Source organism: Syntrophobotulus glycolicus DSM 8271 (assembly GCF_000190635.1).
Taxonomy (GTDB): Bacteria; Bacillota; Desulfitobacteriia; order Desulfitobacteriales; family Syntrophobotulaceae; genus Syntrophobotulus; species Syntrophobotulus glycolicus.
The window spans coordinates 3,258,624-3,272,253 of record NC_015172.1 but is presented as its reverse complement, the minus strand read 5'-3'; the positions used below and the strand labels follow the sequence as shown (position 1 = coordinate 3,272,253).

The 13,630-nt window shown below is 43.9% G+C and carries 15 protein-coding genes; 10 read left to right on the top strand and 5 right to left on the bottom strand.

All coding sequences use genetic code 11. The annotated features are described in order from the left end of the window. Positions 1-165: 165 nt before the first annotated feature. A complete protein-coding gene (locus SGLY_RS16200) occupies positions 166-522 on the bottom strand; it encodes a P-II family nitrogen regulator (RefSeq protein WP_013626226.1) in 357 nt (118 codons plus the stop codon). A gap of 224 nt (positions 523-746) precedes the next feature. After that, positions 747-1,496 (bottom strand): type I methionyl aminopeptidase, encoded by a 750-nt coding sequence (map, locus tag SGLY_RS16195; protein ID WP_013626225.1) that lies wholly within the window; start codon positions 1,494-1,496, stop codon positions 747-749. A 478-nt stretch (positions 1,497-1,974) separates the two neighbouring features. Between map and SGLY_RS16190 the strand changes: the two genes are divergently transcribed. From SGLY_RS16190 to SGLY_RS16180, 3 genes are all read left to right on the top strand, one after another. Then, on the top strand, positions 1,975-2,625 hold the full coding sequence (locus SGLY_RS16190; RefSeq protein WP_013626224.1) for a SanA/YdcF family protein: 651 nt from the start codon (positions 1,975-1,977) through the stop codon (positions 2,623-2,625). A 26-nt stretch (positions 2,626-2,651) separates the two neighbouring features. Continuing rightward, positions 2,652-3,473 (top strand): undecaprenyl-diphosphate phosphatase, encoded by an 822-nt coding sequence (locus SGLY_RS16185; RefSeq protein WP_013626223.1) that lies wholly within the window; start codon positions 2,652-2,654, stop codon positions 3,471-3,473. A gap of 170 nt (positions 3,474-3,643) precedes the next feature. Further along, positions 3,644-4,174 (top strand): hypothetical protein, encoded by a 531-nt coding sequence (locus tag SGLY_RS16180; protein ID WP_013626222.1) that lies wholly within the window; start codon positions 3,644-3,646, stop codon positions 4,172-4,174. Positions 4,175-4,314: 140 nt separating this feature from the next. On the opposite strand, the gene SGLY_RS16175 is transcribed toward SGLY_RS16180, so the two are convergent. Further along, a complete protein-coding gene (locus tag SGLY_RS16175; protein WP_013626221.1) occupies positions 4,315-4,614 on the bottom strand; it encodes a zinc-ribbon domain containing protein in 300 nt (99 codons plus the stop codon). A gap of 479 nt (positions 4,615-5,093) precedes the next feature. Between SGLY_RS16175 and citD the strand changes: the two genes are divergently transcribed. The 6 genes from citD to speD all read left to right on the top strand — a co-directional run bounded on the left by citD (position 5,094) and on the right by speD (position 10,021). Then, complete coding sequence (gene citD / locus SGLY_RS16170; protein WP_013626220.1) at positions 5,094-5,393, top strand: citrate lyase acyl carrier protein; 300 nt, start codon at positions 5,094-5,096, stop codon at positions 5,391-5,393. Between the two features lie 4 nt (positions 5,394-5,397). Next, positions 5,398-6,105, top strand: a complete 708-nt coding sequence (locus tag SGLY_RS16165) for an HpcH/HpaI aldolase/citrate lyase family protein (protein ID WP_013626219.1) — start codon at positions 5,398-5,400, stop codon at positions 6,103-6,105. Positions 6,106-6,133: 28 nt separating this feature from the next. Further along, the gene (gene citF, locus SGLY_RS16160; RefSeq protein WP_041444861.1) at positions 6,134-7,675 is read left to right on the top strand and encodes a citrate lyase subunit alpha; all 1,542 of its coding nucleotides are present in this window, start codon (positions 6,134-6,136) and stop codon (positions 7,673-7,675) included. Between the two features lie 224 nt (positions 7,676-7,899). Continuing rightward, positions 7,900-8,559, top strand: coding sequence for an NUDIX hydrolase (locus SGLY_RS16155; RefSeq protein ID WP_013626217.1), 660 nt, complete (start codon positions 7,900-7,902; stop codon positions 8,557-8,559). A 31-nt stretch (positions 8,560-8,590) separates the two neighbouring features. Beyond that, complete coding sequence (locus SGLY_RS16150) at positions 8,591-9,052, top strand: GNAT family N-acetyltransferase (protein ID WP_013626216.1); 462 nt, start codon at positions 8,591-8,593, stop codon at positions 9,050-9,052. A gap of 150 nt (positions 9,053-9,202) precedes the next feature. Next, positions 9,203-10,021 carry an adenosylmethionine decarboxylase gene (gene speD, locus SGLY_RS16145; protein ID WP_013626214.1) on the top strand — a complete coding sequence of 273 codons (819 nt, stop codon included), beginning with the start codon at positions 9,203-9,205 and terminating at the stop codon, positions 10,019-10,021. A gap of 111 nt (positions 10,022-10,132) precedes the next feature. On the opposite strand, the gene hflX is transcribed toward speD, so the two are convergent. Beyond that, positions 10,133-11,926: a GTPase HflX gene (hflX, locus tag SGLY_RS16140; RefSeq protein ID WP_013626213.1), complete on the bottom strand. Its 1,794-nt coding sequence runs from the start codon at positions 11,924-11,926 to the stop codon at positions 10,133-10,135. Positions 11,927-12,006: 80 nt separating this feature from the next. On the opposite strand from hflX, the gene SGLY_RS16135 reads away from it, so the two are divergent. Continuing rightward, complete coding sequence (locus SGLY_RS16135; protein ID WP_013626212.1) at positions 12,007-12,492, top strand: rubrerythrin family protein; 486 nt, start codon at positions 12,007-12,009, stop codon at positions 12,490-12,492. Between the two features lie 143 nt (positions 12,493-12,635). Here the strand turns inward: SGLY_RS16135 and SGLY_RS16130 are convergent, their stop codons facing one another. Then, positions 12,636-13,412: a peptidoglycan-binding domain-containing protein gene (locus SGLY_RS16130; RefSeq protein ID WP_013626211.1), complete on the bottom strand. Its 777-nt coding sequence runs from the start codon at positions 13,410-13,412 to the stop codon at positions 12,636-12,638. Positions 13,413-13,630: the final 218 nt, after the last annotated feature.

Genomic DNA, 13,630 nt, shown 5'->3' with positions numbered 1-13,630 from the left:
CCCCTTTCATCGTATTATTTTTCCGGGTCCCCCCTTCTCAAAATAAAAAGAAGATCCTCTGAGCGCATTTCGCAGATCTCAGTCTGTGGAAGCAACTCTTCAGGCATCTTCTTCATTTATACGGCTATTTGTATTCTTCCTAGTTTCCGCTGCCTGCCGGTAGCTTCATTCTCCTTTATTGATGCCCGTTACTTGATCAAGAGAAAGCATAAAAGCAATTCCCTTATGGGGTTCATTTAAATTCATTTTTTTCACAATAGCGTCCAGCACCGCCTGAGCATTCTCTTTTTGAATCAAAGTCAGAAAGATTTCTTTTTCCGGTTCGATACTGATTCCTAACAATAAACGAACCGCCGTTCCGCGACCATAGAGAACGGTTCCTCCTTGAGCTCCGGCTTGGTGGGCGATATCCGCTACCTTTTCCCCTTTACCTTTGTTCACAATGGTAACAATCAGTTTGTAATCTTCTGATTCCACTGCCAAGCCTCCTTCAATCATAATTGGCGACACGATTTCCTTCATTTTAACCTTCTGAAAAACAATTGGCAAGGAAGGACGAAGAAATTCGAGACACAAATAATTAATCACAACTGACATTTGACACAGTTATCGTTAAAACAAAGATAATAAGCGATAATCGATGATAATATGCAATGCAATTATCTATATTATCAATATTAGCATATTTGACGCAAAGAGTCCATATTTAAGCAAAATTTCCTCCAAAAGGCCCGCCGTTCAATCGGTCAGTCCTGTTCAGTTAACACCAAGGTGCCGTTCTCGGTGATGGCTAAGGTATGCTCATATTGGGCAGACAGGCTGCCGTCTGCCGTCCTGGCCGTCCACCCGTTTTGATCAATGGTCAGATGATAAGCACCCAAATTAACCATTGGTTCTATGGTAAAAACCATTCCTTCACTAAGCCTAAGGCCCCTGTTGGGGCGGCCATAATGAAGGACCTGAGGATCTTCATGCATATTTGCCCCTATACCGTGTCCTGTAAACTCACGGACCACGGAAAAGCCGTGCGATTCTGCATGGGCCTGAATGGCATGGGAAATATCCCCCAGACGATTGCCCTTAACGGCCTTTTCTATCCCAATATAAAGACACTCTTTCGTTACTCTGAGGAGAGTTTCAGCCTGCCCGGATATCCGGCCGACCGGATAAGACCAGGCAGAATCAGCCAGCCAACCCCTAAGATTGACAACCATATCTATAGTAACAATATCCCCTTCCCGTAGAGGGGTTTGATTGGGGAATCCATGGCAGATTTCATCGTTGACTGAAGCACAGGTAGCAAAGGGATAGCCTTTGTAACCTTTTTGCTCAGCTTTCGCTCCGTGAGACCGGATGAAGTCATCCGCAAAGCGGTCGATCTCCGCAGTGGTTATACCCGGACGAATGATTTTGCGCAGTTCCCTGTGACAGGAACTCAATATTTTTCCGGCTTCGGCCATCAACTCGATTTGTTCCGCAGTTTTAATTACGATCAAATTTTATCCCCCCAAAAATTTCATTAGCAATAAGCCCCTATGACGATCTTCTGATCGTTTTTTCGCACATTTTGGCTGCCAAATTGTGGCGACATATTTATTATAATCCTAAAAGGTAATTTCTTCATCACTGCGATCAAATCTGGTTATCTCCTCTTATCTCCAATATATCACGTGATGTGAAGGATGTATAATCGAAGCAAAAGTAAACAAATTAAAATTTTTTCTTCCTGGATGAAAATGACTGATTTGAATCTCTTCATATTTATGAGAAATAAGGATTATTCAGTAGGCGCAGAATTATCTCTTTACTTATTGTTTGGATTTAGTGAGGCTATTTATAGTATAATCATGAGGATAAGGAAATGACCAATTAAAGAAAACAGGTTTTAGGGATAGAAAGCATGCTGAAAAGGTGAAAGTGATCGACGGCGGAGAAATGAATAATAAACGATTGAAGAAAAAGAAGCTCAGGAAAATGATATTATTTTTACTGGGCATAACAATTTCCCTCAGTACATATATCTTTGCTGTTAACCATTACGTTGAAAAACAAGGCGCGGAATATATTTGCTCCTTGGATGAGATTCCTCAAGCTGAGGCAATCCTGATCCTGGGCGCTTATGTGCTGCCCAATGGGACTGTTTCAGGAATGCTTGAAGACAGGCTGGCAGTGGGAGATGAACTGTATAAAATGGGCAAGGCCCCAAAAATTATTGTCAGTGGGGATCACGGGCAAAGTGATTATGATGAAGTAAATTCAATGAAAAGCTTTTTAGTACATAAGGGAGTACCGGCTCAGGATATTTTTATGGACCATGCCGGTTTCAGTACGTATGAAAGCATGTATAGAGCCAGGGATATTTTCAAAGTACAAAGGCTGATTATTGTAACGCAGGAATATCACCTCAAAAGAGCGGTCTTTGATGCCCGGGGATTGGGAATTGAGGCTGGGGGAGTGAGTGCAGACAGGCATGATTACGGACAGGTCATGGATACTTACAAGCTAAGGGAGATTATAGCAAGGAATAAGGATTTCCTTTGGGTCAGGATTATCCGGCCTAAACCGACCTATCTTGGTGAACCGATACCTGTTTTCGGCGATGGCGGGCTGACTGACGATAAATAGAAATAAAAGATAAGGAGTACAAAGAAATGGATACAAATACTTTGTTCATGATTAAGGCTGTTATTATTGGTATAGTTGAAGGGATAACAGAGTTTTTGCCGATATCCTCGACGGGCCACATGATCATTGTAGGACATTTTATTAATTTTGAGGGAGACTTTGCCAAGCTTTTCCAAATCGTTATTCAATTGGGAGCAATTTTGGCCGTTATCGTTTTATACAGAAAACGGATTTTTCAATCCTTAAACAATCTAAAACCGGGGGAATACGGGTTCAAGCTATGGTCGAGTCTGATCGTCGCTTTTATTCCGACGGGCCTGATTGCCTTTTTGCTCCATGACAAAATAGAAACTTTGTTAATGAGCCCTGTCCCTGTCGCAGCGTCCCTTTTAGCAGGCGGATTCTGGATGATGTTTGCGGAGACGAGGTATAGGAATCATCACAAAACAGTAAAAGTGGAAGATGTGACCTATCGACAGGCGGTAATCATTGGCTTATTTCAAAGCCTCGCAGTAATATGGCCGGGCTTTTCCAGATCAGCCTCCACAATCATTGGCGGCTGGATAGTGGGGTTGTCAACGGTTGCTGCCGCAGAATTTTCATTTTTTTTAGCTTTGCCAACAATGGTTGTCGCAACGGGATATTCTCTCCTAAAAACAAAATTAATTTTAAGCTCAATAGAAATCATTGCTTTAGTGGTAGGTTTTATCATTTCTTTTTTTGTAGCGTTAGTCGTAATTGACCGGTTTATCGCTTATCTGCAGCATAAGCCGATGAAAGGCTTTGCTGTCTATAGAATCATTGTTGGGGTTATTCTTTTAACGATGGCTGTCTTTCATGTTTTATAGAGCTGATTTCATTCAGTACCATGTTAAAGCCTTGGTCAAAGCAGAAAAGTGTCAAGAACAGTAAAAACATAGAAAAGATACCGGAAAAAGAGAAAATAAATCAACCTTGCAAGGTGTTGCTTTTTTCATGGCGAAATCCTACCTCCAAATAAATGTTAGGGGGAATTTCTATGAAAGCAACAAGGAAGCTGACATTGATCGTCTTGCTACTGGCCATCGTATTATCTTTTCCGGGGATTGTTTTAGCCAAAACTGATGAGTATGGGTATAATGCGAAAGCCAGGACCTTTAAAGGGACTCTGGATAACTGGGAAGCATTTTTGGCGGGGACCCCGCCAACCCCTTATGATCCTAAAGGAACGGATATCATTTTCGTAGAGAGAAAGTGGAATATTCTCTTTGACCCTTTGATTAAGAGCAAAAAGCCAAGTGCGGGCGCGTGGCAAAAAGCAAAGTTGTGGGAGTATTTATCAGGAGAAAAGCTGGGCTGGACCTGGCATCTGGAGTTTGAGATTTTTTATTCACCTAAAAAAGCAATACCCGGAGCAATAGAAGTTCCGCTTGAGGCTATTGGATATCCTGGTTTTTATGTGATCAAGCAAGAGGAATGGCTGGCGGGGCCGAATGGCGAAAAAGAAATCATCCAGGATTTTTCCATTTTGCATAATAGGATAAAAAAGGCCTTGAATTGTAAAAAATAAAGATGACAGAGAGATAAGGTGTAAAAAGGAGCTTCGCGGTGAAGCTCCTTTTTATTTCAGGTAATTGATCCGACTTGTGAAAAAGCATAAAAAAACCTTCCCAAGCTCAAAGCTGGGGAAGGTTCTTAAGCAAAAAGATTTTACCAATTGCTGCGTGAACGCGGTTGGTAGCAGTCGCGGCAATAAACCGGTTTTTCGCCTGTAGGCTGGAAAGGAACTGTAGTTTCTTTCCCACAAGCTGAACATACTGCAGGGAACATTTCCCTTGGCTGACGGGAATAGCCGCCTGATCTGCCTTGAGCTTTTCTTGCAGAACGGCATTCTGGACAACGGCCAGGCTCGTTAGTGAACCCCTTCTCCGCATAGAACTCTTGTTCTGAAGCAGAAAAAGTGAATTCCCTACCGCAGTCCTTGCAAGATAATACCTTGTCATTAAACATGAAAAAAAACCCTCCGAAATTTTGAAATTTACCCGTTGCTTGGGAAGTATTTACCGCTTCCCTGAGCACTAGGCAAATGAGAAGGTTTTCCTAAATCCACAATATCTAACGAGTTATCTTATTATAACTGTAAAGAAAGAATAAGTCAAATCCAAATATAAAAATAGCCAGAACTACTATATTATGTTATTGACAACAAAAGCTAAATGATTTAACATAAAGGCTATAATGGTATTAGTATTCGGCTTTTTCTTGTTCTAGTTCTATAAAACGTTGTTTCAAGAAGTAAAACAAGGACTTGTTATGTATTAAAATCATGAAACACCGTTTCGTATAATGAGATGATTATATGAAAATGGCGTTTTTTTTGAGGAGAGATGTGAAACTTTGTTTTATCCAATAAAACATTAGGCTGACTAATGGTAGGGAAATAGAGATATTAGCGGTCAAGTTATATTGCAAATGAGGAGGAAGATTTAATGAAAATTTCAAGAACAGCCCAAGTTGGGACTCCTGATGCTAGTGATATTATGGTTATGGTTTCACCTAACGATAAAGGCGGAGTTAAGTTGGAAATCCAGAGCAAGCCTGTTGTAATGAAACAGTTTGGCAGGCATATTGAGGAAGTTATTCGCCAAAAGGTCGAAGAAATGGGAGTTACCGATATTGTGATCAAGGCTAAAGATAACGGGGCTTTGGATTATGTGATCCGCGCAAGGCTTCAGGCAGCAATTGAAAAAGCAGTATTCGTCTACGATAAATTTTATACGAAGGGGTAAGAAAATGAGAGGATATAGAAGAAGTATTTTGTTTGTTTCCGGAAATAATCCGAAAATGCTTCAGGATGCACCGGTTTTTAGCTCTGACGGCGTGGTTTTTGATTTGGAGAGTGCCGTCCCTACAGAAGATAAAGACAGTGCCCGTTTGCTTGTAAAAGAAGCTTTGACTTTTTTGGATTATTCCAAAGTTGACATTATCGTCAAAATTAATCCGCTGACGACAAAGCATGGAATAAATGATATTGAAATGATTGCCAAAGAAAAACCTTTTGCGTTTATGATCCCAAGGGCCAGTCAGGAGCAGATGCATGAGATTGATAAAAAATTAACATGTATTGAAAATAAAGAGGGGTTTGTCCAAGGAAGTATCCGGCTGATCCCTGTGATCGAAACGGCGTACGCCTTGGAATATGTCACCAATATCATTACCTCTACCCCGAGAATAACCGGAGCTTATCTCAATGCAGAGGGCCTGACGGCAGACTTCGGCATGAAGAGAACCAAGGAAGGCGAAGAAATTATTTACGCCAGAAGCAGGGTTGTTATGGCTTGCAGGGCACAAAAACAGAATGTGATCGATACTCCGTTTTTAGACGGGGATGATTATGAAGGTCTGCAAAAGGACGCGCTCAGGGCCAGAAATATGGGCTTTACTGGCAAGGCGGCCATTGATGGGAGACAGATCGATATCATACATGATATTTTCGAATGATCATAAATATAACGGAAGAGGGATAGAAATGAAAAACGCTGTTGGAAGAGAGATCCCGGAATACATAGAAGGCTATGGAAAAACAAAACCGTTTATGGGGGCCTTTGAAAATTATGGGGAAAGACAAAGAGCTTCTGTGAGACTGCGTTCCGTAAAGCCGGGAGAGAAAAAGCTGCTGGATACCATTGATCAGGTTTTGGATAAAGTAGAAATGAAAGACGGCATGACAGTATCTTTTCACCATCATCTCAGAAATGGGGACTATGTGATCAATCTTGTCATGGCAGCAATTGCCAGAAGGGGAATTAAAGATATTCACGTTGCCTCGACGGGGATATTCCCCATTCATGAGCCGCTTGTTGAACATATGAAAAACGGTGTTGTTACCGGTATTTCTGTTAACTATATTTCACCGGGGCCTGTCGCCAAGGCGATTTCTCAGGGTTTTCTCAAACGCCCGGCGGTAATGATGAGCCACGGTGGTCGTCCCAGGGCTATTGAGAGCGGTGACCTGCATATTGATGTGGCCTTCATTGCTTCCCCAGAAGCCGATGCCTATGGCAATATCAATGGTGTAGGAGGAAAAGCTTCATGCGGGACATTGTCCTATGCGGTGGCGGATGCAATTTATGCTGATAAAGTAGTTGCGGTAACAGATACTCTCTCTCCATATCCTGCCTGTCCGATTGATATTACACAGGATTTTGTCGATTATGTCGTTGTTGTCGATTCTATTGGTGACGCTACCGGGATTGTTTCGGGCACAACTAAAGTGACATCAGATCCTGTAGGGTTAAAAATCGCTAAGATTGCTGCCAAGGTAATCGATGCTTGCGGATATATCAAAGATGAATTATCCTTTCAGACCGGCGCGGGCGGAACCTCTCTTGCCGTGGCAGCCGAAGTAAGGAAAATTATGAAAGAAAAAGGGGTTATCGGCAGCTTTGGAGCGGGCGGTATTACCGGTTACTTTGTTGATATGCTGACCGAGGGGTTATTCAGAAATCTTTTTGATGTACAATGTTTTGACCTGAAAGCGGTTGCTTCGTACCGGGACAATCCCAGACATCAGGCAATGAGCGGCTCTCTTTACGGGAACCCGCATGATAAGGGGGCCATTGTGAATAACCTTGATGTCATGATTTTGGGAGCTACTGAAATCGATGTTGGGTTTAATGTCAATGTCGTTACAGGATCAGATGGTGTAATCATGGGGGCTTCAGGCGGACATAATGACACTGCCGCCGGATCAAAACTGGCTATGGTCGTGACGAACCTAATTAAGGGGAGACTGCCTGTAGTTAAAGATAAAGTCACAACAGTAACCACTCCGGGGGAAACTATAGATGTTCTCGTGACAGAGAGGGGAATTGCGGTCAATCCGCTCAGACAGGATCTCATAGAAAAATTGAAAGCGACAGATCTCAATATCATGACAATTGAAGAATTAAAAACGATCTCCGAGTCCATGACCGGCCAGGCGGAGCCTATTGAGTTTAATGACAGGGTTGTAGCGGTTGTAGAATACCGGGATGGAACAGTAATCGATATCGTAAGGCAGCCAAAATAATAGTTCATCATTAAAAGTATTGTTACAAAACAAAGAGCATATTTTGATATAATTAAGTCATCTCAAAGTGTATTCCTTTTGAGGTGACTTTTTTATTTCCTTGCCGTGAGGATGAGCAAGGATGCTGTTTCCACCAAAGGGGCATCCTTGCTCTGCGATGATCGTTAAAAATCAGCCCCAACTCCGGGTTCCGATGATTGAATAACGAAAAGGAGCTTTGATGAATGAAAGAGGAAGACCTGAAGCGGCTTAAATCAAAATTACCGGAGAAACCGGGAATCTTAGGCAGAGACAAATATTTTAATTCAGCGGTTCTAATTCCATTAGTTCTTATTCACCGGCAATACCATTTTTTATTTCAGAAAAGGGCGGCCGGAATAAGACAGGGAGGAGAAGTCTGCTTCCCCGGAGGAGGGTTTGACCCCCGTATTGACTTGGATTTCCGACAGTCTGCAATAAGAGAAACCTGTGAGGAGCTTGGTATACCGGAAGAGAAGATCACGATTGAAGGAAGGCTGGATACGGTTGTCTCCAATATGGGGGTATTAGTTGAGCCTTATATAGGAAGATTAAAAATAGAGGGTATGGATGAACTCTCTCTCAATAAGCTTGAAGTAGAAGCTGTATTTACATTGCCGGTGGCATACTTTAAAGAAAATTTGCCGGATGAATATCAGGTCAGGCTTATGGCGGAGCCTTATTTTTTTAAGGACGGGAATAAGATTGAACTTCTTCCTTCGGAAAGATTGGGCTTACCCCGCAAATATCACCAGGCATGGGGCGGAAAACAGAACAGAGTATTTGTCTATGAAACTCCCCAGGGAACAATATGGGGAATTACAGCGGAACTCATTCATGAAGTAATAAAATATTGTAAGCAATAAAATAAAAATAAACTGAGAATAAAGGACTGAGATGATGAAACCGAACTATGTGATCAGGAAAGCGGCTTTGACTGACTTGGGCGGGATGGCGGCTTTGCTTAAGGCCCTTTTTGTGATTGAGGAGGACTTTAGATTTGATGAGGAAAAGCAAAAAAAGGGGCTGGCGTTGATGCTCTCAGACGACGAGAAAAACTGCCTGCTGGTGGCTGAAGCCGCGGAAGGGGTAATCGGCATGTGCACGGTTCAGATCCTCATATCCACAGCAGAGGGAGGACTGGCTGCCGTGATTGAAGATGTCGTAGTGCAAGAAGATTACCGGGGTCACGGCATTGGTAAAGCGCTGCTTCATCATGCCGAAAACTGGGCGATGGAAAAAGGAGTAAAAAGACTGCAGCTCCTTGCGGACCTGCAGAATATAAAAGCGTTGAAATTTTACGCTAAAATGAACTGGCGCAAAACAAACCTGATCTGTCTGCACAAGAAGGCGCATTGATCGGCGGTTTGTTCAATCGCTTGAAAAGTGATAACGATGTAGGAACAATATGAAGCATCTTTTCCTTTACATTTTTGAACAATATGATAAAATTATTGAGTTTATTGTAGTTTCAGGGGAAAAATCTCACCTTGATCAGGGGGAAAGATAATGGATATTAAAACGAAAAAAAAGTTGCAGCTTTATGGATTCAATAATTTAACAAAAACCTTGAGTTTTAATATGTATGATATCTGTTACGCAACAAATACCCAGCATCAAGATGAGTATTTGGATTATATTGACGATGAATACAATTCGGAGCGGCTTACCGGAATTTTGACTGAAGTCGCCAATATCATAGGGGCGAGTATTTTAAATATTGCCAGCCAGGATTATGAGCCTCAGGGAGCAAGTGTGATGATGCTTATAGCGGAAGGCAAGATTCCTGCCGGGTCTGAAATAGAGGAAGAAGCCGAATCGGAGAAAGGGCAGCATCCTTTGGCGGTTGTAGGGCATTTGGATAAAAGCCATATCACGGTGCATACGTATCCGGAAAGGCACCCGGACAAGGGAATCAGCACTTTTCGTACCGATATTGATGTTTCAACCTGCGGGGAAATTTCCCCGTTGACAGCACTGAATTATTTGATCGAATCATTCACCTCGGATATTGCTATTGTTGATTATAGGGTGCGCGGGTTTACCAGGGACATTCAGGGTAAAAAGCACTTTATCGACCATAAAATTAATTCTATCCAGAATTATATTACCAAAGAAACACGGGACCTGTATCAGATGATCGATGTAAATGTTTATCAGGAGAATATTTTCCACACGAAAATGATTCTGAAAGAATTTGATCTGGACAATTATTTGTTTGGGACGGCCAAAAAAGAGCTGTTGCCGGGTGAAAAAAAGAAGATTAAACAGCGTTTAAAGAAAGAAATGGTCGAAATATTTTACGGAACAAGAATAACAAAAGCATAGCATAAGAACAAAAACGTAAAATATAAAATGCCGGGAAGCGGAAAAAATGGCCTCCCGGCATATGTATGTCCATATGGACAGAAAAAAGTCTGGAAATCCCAGACGAGTTTTTCAGTTGATCCTATAGGGTGAAACCTTTTTTAATAGTGCCTTGTCCAACTCTGCTTGAACAATGTTTACGTTTTCATCATAGGTTGCTGAGAGGACTTTGCTGTTGGCATAAAGCCAGGCCATAACCGCTCCATCTTGAAAGGGGACGGCTAATTTAACCCGGACTCGGTTGCTGTACAGGATTTTTTCTATCCCGTGTTTAAGATGGTCGAGCCCAAGGCCCGTTCTGGCGGAGATTTCGATAACCGGCCGGTTTTCCCGAGAGAGGATTACGGGATTATCCGCCAGCTTGTCGATTTTATTTAAAACAATGATAGCCGGTTTGGCTGATGCTCCTAATTCCCCGAGAATTTCATCAACGATCCGAATATGGTCCTCGACCTGAGGATCGGAAGCATCAACTACAATCAGGATTAGATCGGACAGGACAACCTCTTCCAGAGTTGACTTAAAAGCTTCAAGCAGATGGTGGGGGAGCTTGCGGATGAAGCCTACGGTATCGGTGAGCAGAACAGTACGGTCATCACTGAATTCCAGTTTGCGTGTAGTTGGATCAAGGGTAGCAAATAATTTGTCCTCAGCGAAGACGGCGGTTTGGCACAGGGTATTCAAGAGAGTAGATTTTCCCGCATTGGTGTATCCGACAATAGAGACAACCGGAATTCCGCTCTTTTGACGTTCGCTTCGCAATACTCCGCGTTGTTTGCGGATACCGGCAAGCTGTGCTCTAAGATGGGTGATCCGTGTCCGGATATGGCGCCGGTCAGTTTCAAGCTTGGTTTCACCGGGACCACGGGTTCCGATACCCCCGCCCAGGCGGGAAAGAGACAAGCCCATTCCCATCAGACGAGGAAGCCGGTATTCCATCTGGGCCAGTTCCACCTGCAGCATCCCTTCACGGGAGCGCGCCCGCTGGGCGAAAATGTCCAGAATCAGGCTTGGGCGGGAGAGGACTTTTATACCCAGGATTTGTTCAATGTTTCGCTGCTGGGTCCCGGAGATTTCACAGTCAAAGATCACAGTATCGGCCTCCAGGGCCTGGGCAAGAAGCCGGAGCTCATTCAGTTTGCCGCGGCCGATGATGGTCGATGAACTGAGGCTGTCACGTTTTTGCAAAATTTTGCCGACAACGGTGGCTCCAGCTGTTTTGGCCAGCTCCTCAAGTTCGCCTAATGAGACATCGGCTTCACTTATCCCATTAAGGTCACGGGATTCCTGGGTCTGAACTCCAACCAGAACAGTTCTTTCTGCTTCACTGAGATTTTCAGGCAGGGTTTTGCGCAGGGTATCATCAGTATGCCGGATAGACTCCAGCAATTCGGCAAAAGAGGTCTGACCCGGACTGAGCGGCCCGAAAAGCTCGATCCCATCCGGATTTTCCGGCGAAAGCACGCCGACAAACAGTTCACCGGGGCAGCCATCGCGTACAGATACTGCGATCATGGCATCAAGACGCAATATCTTGAGAGAACTGATATCGACAGAGGATAGCATCCCGCTGCCCCCGGGATGGGTATGAAGGCATCTTGTTCCCGTCAGCCGGCGGGTGTTTCGTTTTCCCGCGACCTCGGTCAGAGTCACTGTTTGATGGTCCCCAATACTGACATCGGTCACGTTTCCTTTACGATCCAGATAGACGGCGATTTCGCGGTTGATTCCAGAAGAAACAGAAGAGATTTCCTCAACCAAGGATTCTGTCCAGAGCTGATTCTGGGGAATACGCAAGTCATAAAGGGCGTCCAATCTTTCCAATACGGAACTTTTTAAGCCTTCTGTTTCACCGTGTACTCTCATAGGCGCTCCTTTTGTATTTACTATTATAGAAGTATTATGTAATAATAATTATATCAAATATTTTTCACAGGAGGGAAATCATGAGTACGAAAGATAATCTCAAAACATCATTTGCCGGGGAATCTCAGGCTAACCGCAAATATCTTGCGTTTGCCAAAAAAGCTGACGAAGAAGGCTATAAAGGAGTGGCAAAGCTTTTCAGAGCCGCGGCCGAGGCGGAAACCCTTCACGCTTTAAGCCAGTTGAATGCGTTAGGTATGGTGAACACGACTGCTGAGAATTTAAAAGCGGCTATTGAGGGGGAGACATACGAATTTACCGTGATGTATCCTGGATTCATTGCTGAAGCTGAAGCCGGTGAGGAAAAAACAGCCAAAAGAGTGTTCCATTTGGCAAACGAAGCGGAAAAGTCTCATGCCGAGCTTTACCAGAAGGCTTTAGACTCCCTGGAGCAAGACAAGGATTATTACTTCTGCGGGATTTGCGGCTATATTCACGAAGGGAGCGCCCCGGAAAAATGTCCGGTCTGCGGAGTCCCGGCCAGCAAGTTCAGAAACATCGGCTGAGTAAGACCGGAACAAAGGAACAACCGAAAAAAAATTAATTAAAAAATCATAAGAAAGAGGCATCTCAAGCTTAATCCTGAGATGCCCTTTTTCTGATCTTTGCCATGTTTCCATACACTTATCGGCTTATTTAAGCGGGATGCTTAACAGCAGCCACCCAATGCCGCCCAGGTTTTTCGACCGACGATGCCGTCAGGGGAAAGGCATCTGCTGTTCTGAAAAGCAATCACAGCCGCCTGGGTTCTTGAACCAAAGATTCCATCGATAGGACCGGGATTAAAACCTTGGTTGTTCAGGCGGGTCTGCAGTGTTCTGACTGAAGAGCCTCTTGATCCCCTTCTCAAGGTCGGGCACTTTGTCGAGGGAGAGGAAGTACAATTGACGCCTAACGCTGCCCAGGTTCTTGGGCCGACAATACCATCCGGGGACAAACCCTTGCTGGTCTGGAAGGAGACAACAGCCGCCCGGGTTCTTGGACCGAAAATACCATCAATCGGCCCGGGATTAAAGCCATGGTTGCTTAAAAGAGTCTGAAGCTCTCTGACTGAAGCTCCCCGTGAACCTTCTCTGAGAGTAGGGCAGCTCTGAGTGCGCGCCGGGCGGGCGGGAGCGGAAGGAGCGCAGCCCGCCTGAGAGACATAAGGCATGCAGGAAGACATCTGCGCTCCGGAAAGATGGTCCAGAGGCGGCGGGCAGGCGGCTTCAAGCGCTGCCCATGTAATAGGTCCTACAATGCCGTCAGGGACCAGGCAACAACAAGACTGGAAGGCAATTACAGCAGCCTGCGTTTTTGGGCCGAATATTCCGTCAATCATCCCAGGGTCAAAGCCCTGAACGACTAAGCTTTCTTGTAAATGTACAACCGCAGGTCCTGTTGAGCCAATTTGCAGAGTAGGATAATTGGTTGGCGGTATCATCATCTCATTCTCATCCCCTTTATTATATCGGTGCGATATAATATATGAAAAAATTTTTTGCTGTGACAATACCAATAAGTGGAAAATAGTGAATTTGCCTGGCGGAAAAGTTCCAAAGAAAAAGAAAGGTAAACCCTTGATTACCGGACAACGATAGCCCCGGGAGCTGCTCAAGCTGTTTTTTTTTCCGGATAGGAATATGCTATAATACTGATAAATGG

What these genes read in the sequence shown, in the direction of transcription:
- SGLY_RS16130 (WP_013626211.1), bottom strand. Translation starts at nt 13,412, where the DNA reads ATGATGATACCGCCAACCAATTATCCTACTCTGCAAATTGGCTCAACA.
- hflX (WP_013626213.1), bottom strand. Translation starts at nt 11,926, where the DNA reads ATGAGAGTACACGGTGAAACAGAAGGCTTAAAAAGTTCCGTATTGGAA.
- citD (WP_013626220.1), top strand. Translation starts at nt 5,094, where the DNA reads ATGAAAATTTCAAGAACAGCCCAAGTTGGGACTCCTGATGCTAGTGAT.
- SGLY_RS16175 (WP_013626221.1), bottom strand. Translation starts at nt 4,614, where the DNA reads ATGTTTAATGACAAGGTATTATCTTGCAAGGACTGCGGTAGGGAATTC.
- citF (WP_041444861.1), top strand. Translation starts at nt 6,134, where the DNA reads ATGAAAAACGCTGTTGGAAGAGAGATCCCGGAATACATAGAAGGCTAT.
- SGLY_RS16180 (WP_013626222.1), top strand. Translation starts at nt 3,644, where the DNA reads ATGAAAGCAACAAGGAAGCTGACATTGATCGTCTTGCTACTGGCCATC.
- SGLY_RS16165 (WP_013626219.1), top strand. Translation starts at nt 5,398, where the DNA reads ATGAGAGGATATAGAAGAAGTATTTTGTTTGTTTCCGGAAATAATCCG.
- speD (WP_013626214.1), top strand. Translation starts at nt 9,203, where the DNA reads ATGGATATTAAAACGAAAAAAAAGTTGCAGCTTTATGGATTCAATAAT.
- SGLY_RS16135 (WP_013626212.1), top strand. Translation starts at nt 12,007, where the DNA reads ATGAGTACGAAAGATAATCTCAAAACATCATTTGCCGGGGAATCTCAG.
- SGLY_RS16150 (WP_013626216.1), top strand. Translation starts at nt 8,591, where the DNA reads ATGATGAAACCGAACTATGTGATCAGGAAAGCGGCTTTGACTGACTTG.
- SGLY_RS16190 (WP_013626224.1), top strand. Translation starts at nt 1,975, where the DNA reads ATGATATTATTTTTACTGGGCATAACAATTTCCCTCAGTACATATATC.
- SGLY_RS16155 (WP_013626217.1), top strand. Translation starts at nt 7,900, where the DNA reads ATGAAAGAGGAAGACCTGAAGCGGCTTAAATCAAAATTACCGGAGAAA.
- SGLY_RS16185 (WP_013626223.1), top strand. Translation starts at nt 2,652, where the DNA reads ATGGATACAAATACTTTGTTCATGATTAAGGCTGTTATTATTGGTATA.
- SGLY_RS16200 (WP_013626226.1), bottom strand. Translation starts at nt 522, where the DNA reads ATGAAGGAAATCGTGTCGCCAATTATGATTGAAGGAGGCTTGGCAGTG.